Source organism: Deltaproteobacteria bacterium (assembly GCA_019308995.1).
Classification (GTDB): Bacteria; Desulfobacterota; Desulfarculia; order Adiutricales; family JAFDHD01; genus JAFDHD01.
Genome location: JAFDHD010000078.1, coordinates 1 through 14,734 on the forward strand (window position 1 = coordinate 1; position 14,734 = coordinate 14,734).

Genomic DNA, 14,734 nt, shown 5'->3' on the forward strand with positions numbered 1-14,734 from the left:
TATATTCTAAATTTATGCGGTCGAAGACAGAATACCACGGGTTTACCCGTGGATGAATGAGTCCTTCCAAATATTATCGCGAGGATACGACGTGATAATGTTTGGTCAACTCCGCTCGGAGTTGTAACCGTAAGAACCCCGGCTTTAGCCGGGGGAATCTATACTTTTTACACTCTTGTCATTCCTGCGAAAGCAGGAATACAGAATTTGTTAAGGCTGTTATTAATATTTAAATTTAATCAAAACTATAGTTAGATTTTATTACGCAAGGAGAGTTTAATGAGTGTAACCATTGCTATGGCTGGCAAAGGAGGGACAGGCAAGACCACCCTGGCCGGTTGGGCGGTTAAATACCTGCTATCCCAGGGGCGAAAACCGGTGCTGGCCGTGGACGCAGACTCCAACTCCAACCTGAACGAGGTCCTCGGTCTTCAAGTCAACGGAACCCTGGGTCAAGCTCGGGAAGAGATGAAAACTGGCGGCCTGCCCGGGATGACCAAGGACATCTTCATGGAGATGAAGGTCAACCAGATCCTGGTCGAGACAGATGGCTACGACCTGCTCGTTATGGGCAGGCCGGAGGGCGCGGGCTGTTACTGCGCGGCCAACAATCTCCTGTCCAACATCGTGGAGAAACTGACGGATAATTACCCCTATGTGGTTATTGATAATGAGGCCGGGATGGAGCATATTTCTCGCCTTACGACCAGGAAAATTGATATTTTTTACGTGATCTCAGACCCGACGCGGCGCGGAATAACCGCGGCCCGGCGCATCTGGGACCTGGTTGATGAAATGAATATTTCGGTCGGCCGAAAATATCTGATCTTGAACCAGGTCAAGGATGAGGTTGGCCCTGAAATGCTGGCCGTAATTGAGGGAGAAGGTCTGAACCTGGCCGGGAGCATCCTGGCGGACGACGAGATTTACCAGTACGATCAGGCGGGCAGGCCGACCGCTGGGCTTGGGACTCAAAACCCGGCCGTGGCTCAAACCTTTGATATCTTTTCCCGGACCATGTTTGACGCCGAGGGAAATGCTTGAATGAAGGCCCCTCAAGACCGAAGGTCGTCATCCTGGGTCTGGATGGCGTGGGATGGTCGTTGATTCAGGCGCTCACGGCCGAAGGCGTCATGCCTCACCTCAAGGCCTTGGTGCGGGATTCAATCTGCGGTGAGATGCTGAGCACTCTCCCCGAGATTTCACCGGTAGCCTGGACCACCTTTTTTACGGCGCGGAACCCTGGCGAGCATGGCATCTTTGGTTTCACCGAATTCAAAGGGCCGGGTTATCAGGTCCGGCTTAACGGCTCCGGACAGATTCAAGCCCCAACCTTGTGGGACTGGCTCGGTCTGAAAAACTTCAGGTCCGTGGTCTTGAATGTGCCCATGACCTACCCGGCTCAGCCGCTTTCAGGAGCAATGGTCTCTGGTTTCATCGCCGCGAGCCTCCAACGCGCCGGGTATCCCGCCTGGGTCGCTGACTATCTTCACGGAATCGGCTACCGCCTTGAAGCGGATTTCGAAACGGTTCACCAGGACCGGCAGACCTTTCTCGAAGAACTCAATCTAATTTTAAAGAGCCGGGGCACCCTGCTTGAACGCTTCTGGCCTTTAGACTGGGATTTTTTCTTCCTGGTCGTCACCGGCACCGACCGGCTCAACCACTTCTTCTATCAGGAGTATAAGGACCAGGGGCCGATCCACCGGCATTTCCTTGATTTTTATCATGAGGTGGATAAGCTCATCGGCCGGTTTTACGACCTCGCTTCGGATTTGGTCGTGCAGGGAAATGAAGACCTCTGCCTGGTCATGCTTTCCGATCATGGCTTCACGCCAGTTAAGGAGGAGTTTCATCTGAACCGCTGGCTGGCGAGGCATGGCTATCAAAACCATGTCGGACCGGAGGCCAGGGTGCTGGCTCTCGACCCGACCAGGGTTTACTTCAACCGGTCGCCGCGTTTTCCCGAGGGCCGCGTCCGCTCGGCCGAGGCGCATGATCTGGCCCTGGAACTGACAGCTTCCCTCAAGGCCGAGCCCGCGGTGGCAGAGGTCGTTCCCCGCTCTGAGCTTTATACCGGCACAGCCCTGGATATCGCCCCTGACCTTGTCATTCAGCCCGCCACCGGCTTTGAGTTCAAGGCGAAATTTACATCCGGCCCGATATATTCCTCCTCACTGCTTCAGGGGACCCACACCAGAAAAGACGCCTTCTACCTGGCGCATGATTTTAGCGGCCGGACCAGAAAGCTGGACATCCGCGATATTTTGGACCTGGCGAAATTTGTCTTTATGCGGTTTAACCTTGATCTGAAGGAAGGTGCCTCATGATCCCTCGATCGAAGCTGGATTTAACCAACCTCAAGACCTATGGTCAATCCTGCCTTGATCTGGCCCAGCGTCATCTGGCAGGGTTTCAGACCGTCGCCGAGATCGCCGAGGCTGAAGACGAGCTGAACGTCTATCCTCACCTGGACCGCCTCTCTGATCCAAAGGATGTCCAGGTCCTGGACGAGCAGGCCATCAGCTCAAAGGAGATGCAGAGAGCCCGGCAGGCTGTCCTGGACGGCCGCTTCTTCTGCGAACATACCGCGGCCGGTGAAGCGACGCGGCTCAAACTTGGCACCAAATTTTTAATCAACCCGGCCCGGGACCTCTCTACGAAGAAGATTGCCGCCATGATCGCCGCTGAGCTGGGCCGGGTGGTGGAACCGGATGAAGTGGCCGGGCAGATGGAGGTCGAACCGGAGCGCCTCCTGCCTCTTTCCCTGGGCTGGCGGCACATGCTCCAGATCGCCTTTGAAATCTCGGTTCTGGCTGAGGAGGCCGGACTCGATCCGGCTGAAACCCGCGCCCGCCAGAAGATGCTCATTGTCCTCAACGAAAAAACCGCTGATCAGATCCTGAGCCAATTCAGTGCGGCCAATTTTTTCGGATTTGACCGAACCAACGTCTTTTTTATGGTTCAGCCGTCCTTTCCAGGGATCAGCCTCAAGCAGGGCCGGTTTTTCTTTGAGCCCTCATCACTGCCGCGGCTCCACAACCACGGACAGCTCGTCCTGCAGGAGACTATGGACGATCAGATTTTCTATCTGGATCCATCCAACCGGCGCGTGCATCTGAAGGCTGCTGAATTCGCCGTGATTCTGAGCGAACTTGTGGATAAGATCTCCTATAATATCGAAGACCTCGGCTATCTGAGCGGGGCGATTGACTGGTCGAGCCTGGCCATGGCTCTCAAACTGGGAGATCAAGGATATTCCATGGTCATGGAGGTCGTGGCCAACAATCCCCAGCGGCCTCAAAAAGGGGGCCTGGCCGCCTTTGATCAGGTCCTGGGCCGCAACGTCATGATCGAAAGCTTCCAGCTTAAAGGCATGGCTAATAAAGACATCCGGTATCTCAACAAAAACTTCAACCATTTTCCAGGCCCAAAGGCATCCTGGGAGGCGCTCAAAGATCAGGGGCTGCCCATGCCCATTGCGGTCAAGAATGATTTCCTCTACTTTCAGCCCGTCCAGGGTGACATAAACTTCCTCGTCAGGACCGCCTTTGTCCAGCGAAGAGTGCTTAAGCCTATTAGTGCCTGGAAGTCCGCCGCTGACACACCGACCACCATCAACGCCATGTGGATTCAGGAAAACCAGCCGGGATTCAACGATTTTATCGAAAAGATACTGCAGAGACTGTCGAAAAAGTCCAAATGTTGAACTTCTGCTGTTTTTGATTCGTTAAGAATCAGCTACTTAAAAGCCTCGGAAGACCATAAAAATGCGGGTTTCAGGGTTTTTCAACAGTTTCGCATGCATCCTCAAGCTAGGCCCGGGATGTCTCGGGAAGGCGTCCAGACTCACCTCCTTTGGTTTGAAGGACGTCAAGGCCTTTCAGGAGCGGATATAGCCAGAACGGCGGAATTGTTATCGCCTGAATCGTGCAACCCCGGCCGTGTGTGAATCAGAGAAAGTTTCGGCCTGGGAAAAGGTCAGACTGAAATATGGTTGACCAGAGTTTTTTAGACGCTTATCATCTGACCAAAGATAAGAACCGCTTATGTTTATGAGTTAGACGCTGTTTGAGAAGCAGAAAGCACAACCTGTCAAGGTTGTTGGAGGCGCAACATGGACGGACTTTCCATAATCATAGGCCTGTGCCTGGGGCTTGTTATCGGCGGTGCGGCCGTCTGGCTTATCAGCCGCGCAACCCAGCAGCAGGCCAGCGCCGACATGAAGACCGAGATGGCGCGGCTGGAAACGACCCTGGAGCTTGAAAGAAAGCAGACCGCAGAGAAGCTCGCCCTCCTCGATCAGGCCAAAGACCAGATGGCCGACGCTTTTGCCGCCCTGTCCTCTGAAGCCTTGAAAAGCAGCAACCAGTCTTTCCTCGAACTGGCCAAGGCCACCCTGGAGAAATACCAGGCCGAGGCTAAGGGGGACCTGGAACAAAGGCAGAAGGCGGTGGAGCACCTTGTTTCTCCGCTCAGGGAATCACTGGATAAGGTCAATGTTCACGTCCGGGAACTGGAAAAAGCCCGGGAAAAGGCCTATGGCGGCTTACAGGAACAGGTGAAATCCCTTCTTTATACCCAGGAAAGACTGCAGGACGAGACCGGGAAGCTGGTTAAGGCGCTCCGGTCGCCGGTGGTGCGCGGCCGATGGGGCGAGATTCAACTAAAGCGCGTCGTCGAGATGGCCGGGATGCTGCCTTACTGTGATTTTGTGGAACAGGCCTCGGTGACCACCGAGGAGGGGCGGCTCCGGCCCGACCTCATCGTCAGGCTTCCGGGTGGTAAAATTGTGGTCGTGGACGCCAAGACCCCGCTTGAGGCCTATCTTGACGCTCAGGAAACCGAAGACGAGGAGGTGAGGTTGGCGAAATTGAAGGATCACGCCCGCCAGGTTCGGGATCACATGGGAAAGCTAAGCGCCAGGGCCTACCAGGAGCAGTTTGATTCGACCCCTGAGTTTGTGGTGATGTTCTTGCCTGGAGAAAACTTCTTTAGCGCGGCCCTGGAACAGGACGCGCGCCTTATCGAAAAGGGCGTGACCGAGCGCGTGATCCTGGCGACGCCGACCACGCTCATCGCCCTGCTCCGCGCCGTGGCTTATGGCTGGCAGCAGGAAAAGATCGCGGAAAGCGCTCAGAAAATTAGCGAACTAGGCCGCAGCCTCCACGAACGGCTGGGCATACTGGCCGAACATTTCTCCGGAGTAGGCCGGGGCCTGGATCGGGCCGTGGAAGCCTTTAATAAAGCGGTCGGTTCCCTGGAAGGGCGTGTCCTGCCCGACATTCGCCGCTTTACCGAACTGGGAGTTTCAACCAAGGAAGAAATCCCGACCATCGAGCCGGTCGAACGGCCAACCAGGAGCCTCCAGGCCCCGGAACTGCTGAACCCGCCGGAATCCCCGGAAATCGAGACGGATAAACCCGAAGAATAACAGACTGCGATCCTCAGGCGAGGCAATTTTTATAAATATATTCCTTTCTGGATTCCCGCTTGCGCGGGAATGACAGTTCTTTTTGATATCACTCCACCGTTAGCGGAAAGCCACACATTGCGGCTGGATGCATTAGCGCAAGCTCCTCCCGGCCGGCCTCGCCTCCTTTGTCCAGGGAACGATATAAAACAGAATGAGGAGGCCGGGGATGGCGATCAGGGCGCAAAAGACAAAGAAAGAAAACCATCCCATGTTTTTGGCCAGAAACCCGGTGGGGGCTGAGGCCAGGACGCGAGGCACTCCCATGAGGCTGGTCAGAAGCGCATACTGTGTCGCGGTAAACTTCTTATTGGTCAGGCTGGCCATGAACCCGATAAAGGCCGCGGTTCCCATGCCGCTGCTCAGGTTTTCAAAGGCGATTACGGCCGTCAGTCCCGGAATACTGTGGCCGATTTTGGATAGAACAGCAAAGCCAGCCGTGGAAATGGCCTGCAGGAAGCCAAAGACCCAGAGCGACCGGCCGATGCCTTGGTAAAGCATGATCACGCCGCCAAGCAGACTCCCGACGATGGTGGCCCAGAACCCAAAAACTTTGACCACCGCGCCGATCTCGGTCTTGGTGAACCCGATATCGAGGTAAAAAGGGATGGTCATAGTGCTGGCCATCTGATCGCCGATCTTGTAAAGCAGGATAAAGGTCAGGATCCAGAGTGCGCCGGAACGAGAAAAATACTCGATAAAAGGATCGAAGATGGCTTCTCGGATGCTCTTGGGCGTGCCAGCCGGGACCTCAGGTTCCGATGTCAGCAAGGTCGTCACCACCCCGACCAGCATGCAGAGCGCCATGATCAGGTACACCCTGGCATAGGACATTTGGTCCGCCATGACCAGACCGCCGCCCGAGGCCAGCAGCATGCCAACCCTGTATCCATTGACGTACAGCGAGGACCCGAGGCCAAGCTCCCGGTCAGGCAGATCCTCCCGCCGGTAAGCGTCTACGACGATGTCCTGGCTGGCACTGAAAAAGGTCACCAGAAGAGCCACCATAGCCAGAACCCAGGGACTTTTTCCCGGGTTCGTCTGCCCCAGCCCGGCTATGGAAAGCATCAAGGCAATCTGAGCCAGTAGCAGCCAGCCCCGGCGGCGACCTAAAAAAGGCAGGGTGAACCGGTCTAAAAAAGGCGCCCAGATGAATTTCAAGGAGTAAGGCAGCCCGACCAGGGCCATCAGCCCGATCAGGGTCAGATCAACTCCCTCTTCCTTCATCCAGGCCTGCAAAAGAGTAATGGTCAGCAGAAGCGGCAGACCGCAGGAAAAACCCATAAACATAGCTACCATCATCCGCCGGCTCAAAATAACGGTCAGCATCGAATACCACTGATTTTTCCTGTCAGCCGAAACAGTCATCTTTCAGTAAACAAGGCTTCCAAATTCCGGGCTAGTTTTCTTTATGAGAATACAGTTTGGGCTAATGTTCAGCCAGACTAAACTTCTTCAGCGTATAAGGCAAGATGAAAAACCATGAATGTGGATTACTTGGCCAAGAAAGGAAGGTCATTCATTTGAAAGATAAAAAAATTAATCTCTTCGTAAACAGGCTGCCCAGTATTATGCCGATGGCAAAAGGCCTTTAACCGGGCAAGCCCCTCATGAAAATCCTGATCCGAAATCGCCTCAAGACTCGACAGAGCCCGGGTGCTCAATTTCTCAAAGTACTCCATGTGATCCTTTGCAAAGCGCTGATTGACAATGGGATGGGCGATAAGGTCGAAACCATGATGTTTAAAAAAGACAATCAGTTCCGCCCGATCAGGCGCGCGGCTCAGCTCTATTTCCATGGCTTTTGGGAAGAATTGAAGCCAGAAGTAGGTCTCGAGACTCTGCCGGGTGGAAGTGCGAATCAAGACATAGCCCTTGCCCCTCAAGGCTCTTCTGAAACCGATAATCGCCTTTTCTTTGTTCTGGATGTGGTGAAAGACCATGGAGAGAAAAAGCATGTCCGCCGTATGGTCGGGAAGCGGAATATCTTCGGCCGATCCACGCAGGAAGGTGATGGACGGGGAAGGAGCCTTCTCCCTGGCCTGGGAGAGCATTTTCTCAGAAGGCTCAATCCCGTATACCCTGGCCGAAAAGGTTTCGGCCAGGAGAGCGGTGAACCGGCCTGTGCCGCACCCAAGGTCTAAGATGGTCTTTATTTCGTGACGAGGCAGATGACGGGCTATGACCTCAGCCCACAGCCGCAGGGTATCGGGAGGCAGGCTTCTGCCTTTGTCGTAGCGCGCCTGCGCATTGGATTCGTTATAATCAAACGGAGCAGACATGCCCGTTTACCTCAACCGGAAAATCGTGCCTCACCTTCCCTTTGATTTCATAGGCTGTACAAACAGGGATTTCATCAAGGTAGCTCAGGATGTCCAGTAAGGTCAAGGCCATCTCGGCCAAAAATCTCGGAAACAAAAGGCCCAGCGCCGACGCAGGTGGGGGCGCATGAGGCTGAAATCGGTATCGTCACCCTGCCGGTCGAACACCCGCACCCGGCGTCAGAACCACTGGCGGCGCGCCGGTTGCTTCACTGTCTGGGCATTTTTAAAAAAAGCGAGTTTCGGACCTTGGGCCTCATCTATCCCATCAAGGGAATCTACTACTCCTTTGCGGCCCGGGTTTTTGTGGAAATGCTGAAGAAGCATGTGGTAGCCAGAAGCGTTCTTTGAGCCCTTAGGAAGTTACCAGTGTTAACCGTGCTTTATAACTTCTCAACAGTCACGCCGTTATAACTTGCTTTCTAGCCCTGCTTTTGGTATGTCTTTCGTGGTTATCGGGATTCATTGAGTTTTGGCTGCCAATTTATTAAAAACCAGACTCAAAGCGGCAGGGATGGGGCAGCCATAGGAAAAGCGCTGCCGCATGAGCTTAAGATAAAGGTTTATAGAATGGAGGATAAAAAATTGAGTACAGGGCAAAAAGAATTGAAGGAAGGCGTGTTGAATGCGGGCCTTTGTATCAATTGCGGGGCCTGCGTGAACCTTTGCCCTTATTTTGCCGCATACAAGGATCGGACGGTGACGTTGCATGTGTGTGACCTGGAGGAAGGCCGGTGCTACGCTTACTGCCCCAGAACGCCCACGGACCTGGAATTCTTGCGGCGCAGCCTCTTCGATCCAGATGATTTGACGGCGGAGTTGGGTCCCTTCAAGGGGCTTTACATAACCAGGGCCGCCGATGAAACGGTGCGCGCTTCGGCCCAGCACGGTGGAACGGTATCGGCCCTTATGGCCTTAGCCCTTGAGGAGAGTCTAATTGACGCGGCCGTCCTGGCCGAGGAGAGTGAGCGGTATCTGCCTCAGGGTATTGCCGTCGAGGATTCTTCAGAGGTGAAGAGGCGGGGGGGGAGCAAATTCGTGACCTCCCCGACGGTGGCCGCTTTTAATGCGGCTGCCAGCAGCGGCTATGACAAAATCGGTGTGGTGGCCACACCCTGTCAGACACTGGCCCTGGCCAAGATGCGTCTGAAACCTCAGCCCGCCAAAGACGATTATATTGACAAACTGCGGCTTGTCATCGGTTTATTTTGCGGCTGGGCTTTTTCATGGCGTGATCTCAGCAAGCTGTTGCAAGACAAGGCGGAAGAGGCCTCGATCCTGGGCATGGATATCCCGCCCAGCAAATACGAATGTATGGAGGTGTACACCACCAACGGCACCCTCACCATACCCCTGGATGAAGTCCTGCCTTGCGTCAAGGAAGGCTGTCAATACTGCTTTGATATGACGGCTGAGTTCAGCGACCTCTCCGTGGGCTCTGCTCGCCTTCCAGAAGGCTGGGACACGGCCAAGGGTTGGAATCAGGTTATCGTCAGGAGCCAGGCCGGCCAGGAGCTCCTGGACCTGGCCAGGTCCAAGGGGGTTCTTGAATTTCGCGATCTGCCTGACGGAAACCTGGAGAAGCTCAAGACGGCCTCCATGAACAAAAAAAGGTTCTGCGTCGAGAGCCTGATCAAAAAGAGCGGCAGCCCCGATGAACTGTTGTATCTGGATCCCCATGATCCCGTTTTCAGCAGCCTTCTGAGCTAATTGATGTCCTGGTTCGGGGTGGCAAAAAGGTGTTAAAGGATATTACTGTACAATTCAGGGGGAAACAATGTCTGTAATGCTAGATGGTAAGGAAGGCATGGAATATATGGTCATGGGCAACGAGGCCATTGTCCGGGGAGCCCTGGAGGCGGGCCTCAAGGTGGCCAGCGGCTATCCAGGCACTCCTTCTTCGGAAATTATCGAACGGCTTTCAGATGTGGCCAAGGATGCAGGTATATACGTGGAGTGGTCGGTCAATGAAAAGGTGGCCGCCGAGGTTGCGGCCGCAGCCTCCTTTGCCCAGCTGAGATCATTGGCTTCCATGAAACAGGTCGGGGTAAATGTGGCCTCGGATTTCCTGCTGCACCTGGCCATTACCGGGACGCGCGGCGGCATGGTTCTGGTTACGTGCGAAGACCCGGCAGCCCATTCCAGCAGCAACGAGGGGGATTCACGCGGGTACGCCCGGATGATGGAGTTCCCCCTGCTTGAGCCTGGGGATTTTCAGGAAGCCAAGGATATGACCAAATGGGCCTTTGAATTTTCAGAAGAAATCGGAAACCTGGTCATGGTTCGCAGCGTCACCCGCTTGTCGCACGCCAGCGGGAATGTGAAGTTCGGCCCCCTGCCTCGGACGGAGGCCCAGGCGGAATACAGGTTTAGCGGCGCTTTCCTTGATCCAGTGGCGGGCCCCATGATCAGCACTGGGTTCGGGCATCGTATTCAGCAGGAAAAGCTCAAAAAAGTCCGTGAAATATTTGAAGATAGTCCTTTCAACACCTATCAGGGCCCGGATGAGCCGGAGCTTTTGATCATTACCTGTAGTGTAGGCAATCTGTACTGCAAAGAGGCCATTAAGGCTCTGGGCATTGAAGATCGTGTCGGTCTGCTAAAGATGGGCACCACCTGGCCTCTGCCGCCTAATCTGATTAAAAAATATCTCTTGATGACGGACGAAATTTTGATCATTGAAGAAATCCTGCCTTTCTTGGAAGACAATGTAAAGGTACTTGCTGCCGAGATGGTTCAGGAGATCGGGGCCAAGAAGTTTTATGGCAAGCATGCCGGCCAAATCCCCTCTTTCGGGGAGCTGAGTGCGGACTTGGTCATACAATCCCTGGCCGATCTTCTCGACCTTGGTTATGAAACCGTTGCTCAAGAATATACCGACAAGGCGTCGGCCGCGGCCTTTGCCAGAGCGCCGCAGCGGGAATTGACCTTCTGTCCCGGCTGCCCCCATCGGGCCTCCTTCTGGGCGATTCATAACGCCCTGGAGCTGGACGGCCGCCAGGGATTTGTCTGTGGCGATATCGGCTGTTACAGTCTGGCCGCCTTGCCCACGGGTTTCAGCACCGCTAAAACCGGGCATGCCATGGGGTCCGGGGCTGGGGTGGCAAGCGGGTTTGCCAAATTGAGACAGTTCGGTATGGATCAGCCGGTCCTGGCGGTTTGCGGAGATTCCACCTTTTTCCACGCCGCCATACCCGCCCTGGTCAATGCCGTCCATCACCAGGCTGATTTCACCCTGATCGTTTTAGACAACAGCGGTACAGCCATGACTGGATTCCAGTCTCATCCCGGCCTTAATATCAACGCCATGAAAGATGAGGTGCCGGCCCTGGATATCCCTGCCATCTGCCAGGCCATGGGCGCGAGGGTGGAAGTTCGAGATCCTTTTGATTTAGAGGAGACCCAGAAAACGCTCAATGAGCTTATGGAATACACCGAAGGGACAAAAGTCCTGGTTCTCAAGCAAGCCTGTGCCCTCAGCCCGGAGAAAAAACGTGTCAAAAGTTACAATATGCAGATTAATGAGGAGAACTGCATCGGGCAGGACTGCGGCTGCAACCGCCTCTGCACCCGTATTTTCCGCTGCCCCGGCCTGATCTGGGATGAGGTGAAAAAGGTGGCCAGAATTGATGAAGTCATCTGCGCTGGCTGTGGGGTCTGCGCGGATATCTGCCCCGCCGGGGCCATCGTGAGAGAGGAGGCTTAAGGAGCATGGAAAACGGAAAGTTATCAAAGGACCCTTATAATCTCATTATTACCGGCGTCGGAGGGCAGGGTAACGTCCTGGCCTCAAGGATTTTAGGTAACATGATGGTGCGACAGGGCTGCCACGTCACCATTGGTGAAACCTTTGGCGCGACCCAGCGCGGCGGCTCCGTTATGAGCAACCTTAGAATCTCGGAAATAAGCGCCTGGAGCCCTCAAATACCTAAAGGCCAAGCAGATATGATCGTGGCCCTGGAGCCGACCGAGGCCATCAGGCTCCTTGGTAAATACGGCCATCCAGAGATCAAGGTCCTGACCAATACCCGGGCCATCCATTCGGTGGGCGTCATTGCCGGTGAATTAAAATACCCGTCACTTAACGAGATAAAGGAACCGCTGCAAGAGCTTACCGGTGAGGTCTGGCTTGTGGACGCCACGGAAGAGGCCATGAAACTGGGCAACCCCATTTTGAGCAATACCATTATGCTTGGCGCCCTGGCCGGAACCGGTGTCATTCCCATGCAAAGAGATCATTTTAAAGAAGTGATGTCCGAAACCATGGGCCAAGACAGATTGGAGATAAATCTTAAAGCCTACGACCTAGGCGCAGAGCTAATAAAGCATTAGAGCGTACTTCATGCCCGACTCACCCTGGCAGGCGCAACATCCCTTTTCGTTACGCCTGTGGGTTAATTTTATTTTCTGTGAACCTGGCAAAAAAACATTGCCATAAGCCGGCCAGGACTTCGGAGTGAGTAACAAAAATACTTCCCGCTTGAAAATGTAAGACCTTTTCAATCGGGAAGTATTTTTGCCATTCGCTTTAGACCGCTGAATTTCGATAACCGGCAGCGCTTATGCAATAAACCCTTAGGCCGACCGGTCAATTGCCAAAAATAAAGAAACAGTATTTATTAGAATAAATTATCTTATATTATTGACTTAAATAAATAAATATAATAAGAGAATAATATGACATTGAGAGATATAAACAACATCCATGGAAATTGAGTCAAATTAGCATCTTGCATTTCTCATCGTTGAAATCGGAATTTCACCAGATGAACTTTTTTAAAGAAACTATTAGTGATTTACACTAAGATAGGGTAAGGATACTGACAGTAAGGTTCATAACGTAATAAAAATATTCAAAGAAAAGTTCAAAACCTCCTAGCAGAAGGAGGCTCTCTGGTCATGAACGAGATTCTAAGTTTCATAGCAGATCTGACTGGTGGGATGTATTATAAGTCCTTCCGGTATTGTTTTGATGGTGTAGAGGTTCCAACTGTAGCCTATGATGATAATCGAATTATCACCATGAGCCAAGATAGGATTGGTGAAACAGACAAAAGCCTTAAAAAAACAAAATCAGTTGCTGACTTGTCTGAAAAAATTATGAGGGATGGTAAACCTCTATTTAGATTTTTTCTGGATGGTTCAAGGAGGACGTATAAGGTAGATGATATTTCTTATGGTGATCGTATATATCCTATAATTGCGGGTCAGATTGGAGCAGGCTGTTGTGAACGCTCTGAACCAGATTCGTTTAAACCATCCGTTCTTGGTATGCAAATCGTATTGGCCTTGCCTGATTGTGCTGATAAAGACGGCGGGAAAGATCTGTTTTTTAATTCACTTACGCAAAAGATAAACAATCTTGATGTTCTGAAAAAGCGAGGAATATCTTTTAAAAAGGTTTTAAACTATACCGACAGAGCATTAAAAGAGGGTGAAAAATATGAGCACAAAGGGATAGCCAAGATTCAAGATGAAATGGTTGAAACTGAAAAAAATTTGGTTGTGCAACTTGTTAGAGAAAGAAAACTCAACTTTCAATCATATCTGCTGAAAGATGGATCTTTAGAATACAAAAAAATAAAAGGTGCTGATTATAAAGACCTTTCAGCCATAAAGAGTAATTACCAATGTGTGGTTGGGGTCTCAAAAACCTTTAATCCTGAGCTTTTTAAAGACAAGCGTAGAAAAAATCTGGCGAAAAGAATTGCTGATTTACCATTATTTCACCGAACACCAGCCTTTAGGTACGCAAACGAAAGAGCTCCAGGAGTCGAATTTAGCATTTGGTATCTGCGAGTCAGGGAAATCAGCAAAACGATTAGCCCTTTTGATGGGATCTTAAAGGTTGAAAAGATACTTATTACTGATGAAGAACAAGAAAGAGGTTTAGATTCAGATGAGATAGATCATATCAGCGCTAACCTTGTCAATGAACGTCATCCAACATGTTATGGATTGGATAGTAGATGGGCAAACCACCTATATCCTGTCTACCTTACTGAGAAATACATAAAAAGTAATTACCTTAGCGAAGTACAATTCCTTAACTTGTTCTAGCTCTTTCAAATTTTAAGGAGAAACATTATGACGAAAGCAATAGGCAAGGCTGCTGCTACTGATAAAATCCCAACCACAATTGATGAATTCTTTTTTTGGACTGATAAAGAAAAAATATTACATCCTTTTGATGTCGTGAAAGCCAAACACATAAAAGATTCATTCACTTTCGGGGTAATTGAAGAAATTTCACATATAACTGATGCACCAAATTATTTAACAAGCTATATTTCAAGCGATTTTGGTGATGTCTCACATAAAGCCAATACTCAAAGAATTGGACTAAATTTTGTTAAGGCTCGGGTTGTAGGAAATACCAAAAACATATATACCCCTGTGCTTGATGGTAGTGAAGTCAGCTTAGGTGATGAAAAAGAGGTGCAAAAGGCATTAGGGCTTGATGATGTAAAGAAACCATTAGCCTGCGGATACATTGAGATGTATGATGCAGAAGATAGGGTTAGATTTCCTGTTTTCCTTAATTCAGATTTTTTATTAGGCCCTGAAGGTGCACACCTGAATATATCAGGCATTTCTGGTTTAGCTGCAAAGACCTCATATTGCATGTTTTTAATTAAAGCTGTCCAACAGAGGTATTTACAAAAAGATATACGCAAAGATGAAAGCATTGCCTTTGTATTGTTCAATATAAAGGGAAGGGATTTGTTGGCAATCGATGTACCAAACGAGGAATTACCTCCAAAAGATAAGGAACTCTATAGGGACCTCGGATTAAATGATCAACCTTTCAAAAATGTAACATATTTCTATCCGTATGATGGAGGGGATCACCCAAACACCTACGCCAAAAAACAAGATGTAGAGTATCAAATAGATGAAAACAGAGCTTTTAAATACAAATATCTCTATGAAGAAGACA

At 51.3% G+C, this 14,734-nt stretch carries 13 protein-coding genes; 10 read left to right on the plus strand and 3 right to left on the minus strand.

Features of this window, described 5'->3' with window-relative positions; translation table 11 throughout:
* Positions 1-279: 279 nt before the first annotated feature.
* The 4 genes from JRI95_12110 (at position 280) to rmuC (ending at position 5,434) form a co-directional block, all read left to right on the plus strand.
* A complete protein-coding gene (locus JRI95_12110) occupies positions 280-1,044 on the plus strand; it encodes an AAA family ATPase (GenBank protein MBW2062286.1) in 765 nt (254 codons plus the stop codon).
* Positions 1,041-2,330 (plus strand): alkaline phosphatase family protein, encoded by a 1,290-nt coding sequence (locus JRI95_12115; GenBank protein ID MBW2062287.1) that lies wholly within the window; start codon positions 1,041-1,043, stop codon positions 2,328-2,330. Before JRI95_12110 ends, JRI95_12115 begins: the two co-directional genes overlap by 4 nt.
* On the plus strand, positions 2,327-3,709 hold the full coding sequence (locus JRI95_12120; protein MBW2062288.1) for a hypothetical protein: 1,383 nt from the start codon (positions 2,327-2,329) through the stop codon (positions 3,707-3,709). The genes JRI95_12115 and JRI95_12120 overlap by 4 nt, the downstream gene beginning before the upstream one ends.
* Before the next feature lie 408 nt (positions 3,710-4,117).
* Positions 4,118-5,434 carry a DNA recombination protein RmuC gene (gene rmuC / locus JRI95_12125; GenBank protein ID MBW2062289.1) on the plus strand — a complete coding sequence of 439 codons (1,317 nt, stop codon included), beginning with the start codon at positions 4,118-4,120 and terminating at the stop codon, positions 5,432-5,434.
* 132 nt (positions 5,435-5,566) lie between these two features.
* Here rmuC and JRI95_12130 read toward each other — a convergent pair whose 3' ends face one another.
* The 3 genes from JRI95_12130 to JRI95_12140 form a co-directional block, all read right to left on the minus strand.
* Positions 5,567-6,772 carry an AmpG family muropeptide MFS transporter gene (locus JRI95_12130; GenBank protein ID MBW2062290.1) on the minus strand — a complete coding sequence of 402 codons (1,206 nt, stop codon included), beginning with the start codon at positions 6,770-6,772 and terminating at the stop codon, positions 5,567-5,569.
* A gap of 194 nt (positions 6,773-6,966) precedes the next feature.
* Positions 6,967-7,755, minus strand: coding sequence for a methyltransferase domain-containing protein (locus tag JRI95_12135; GenBank protein MBW2062291.1), 789 nt, complete (start codon positions 7,753-7,755; stop codon positions 6,967-6,969).
* Positions 7,739-7,867, minus strand: a complete 129-nt coding sequence (locus JRI95_12140) for an adenylosuccinate synthetase (GenBank protein MBW2062292.1) — start codon at positions 7,865-7,867, stop codon at positions 7,739-7,741. Before JRI95_12140 ends, JRI95_12135 begins: the two co-directional genes overlap by 17 nt.
* 44 nt (positions 7,868-7,911) lie before the next feature.
* Here JRI95_12140 and JRI95_12145 point away from each other — a divergent pair, with 44 nt between their 5' ends.
* From JRI95_12145 to JRI95_12170, 6 genes are all read left to right on the plus strand, one after another.
* Complete coding sequence (locus JRI95_12145) at positions 7,912-8,145, plus strand: hypothetical protein (protein MBW2062293.1); 234 nt, start codon at positions 7,912-7,914, stop codon at positions 8,143-8,145.
* Between the two features lie 234 nt (positions 8,146-8,379).
* Positions 8,380-9,504 carry a Coenzyme F420 hydrogenase/dehydrogenase, beta subunit C-terminal domain gene (locus JRI95_12150; GenBank protein MBW2062294.1) on the plus strand — a complete coding sequence of 375 codons (1,125 nt, stop codon included), beginning with the start codon at positions 8,380-8,382 and terminating at the stop codon, positions 9,502-9,504.
* Positions 9,505-9,571: 67 nt separating this feature from the next.
* Entirely contained in the window at positions 9,572-11,500 is a 1,929-nt protein-coding gene (locus JRI95_12155) for an indolepyruvate ferredoxin oxidoreductase (protein ID MBW2062295.1), read from the plus strand.
* 5 nt (positions 11,501-11,505) lie between these two features.
* Positions 11,506-12,126 carry an indolepyruvate oxidoreductase subunit beta gene (locus JRI95_12160; protein MBW2062296.1) on the plus strand — a complete coding sequence of 207 codons (621 nt, stop codon included), beginning with the start codon at positions 11,506-11,508 and terminating at the stop codon, positions 12,124-12,126.
* A 567-nt stretch (positions 12,127-12,693) separates the two neighbouring features.
* On the plus strand, positions 12,694-13,854 hold the full coding sequence (locus JRI95_12165; protein ID MBW2062297.1) for a hypothetical protein: 1,161 nt from the start codon (positions 12,694-12,696) through the stop codon (positions 13,852-13,854).
* A 27-nt stretch (positions 13,855-13,881) separates the two neighbouring features.
* Positions 13,882-14,734, plus strand: an 853-nt coding sequence (locus JRI95_12170) for an ATP-binding protein (GenBank protein MBW2062298.1), incomplete at its 3' end; no start/stop codon positions are given.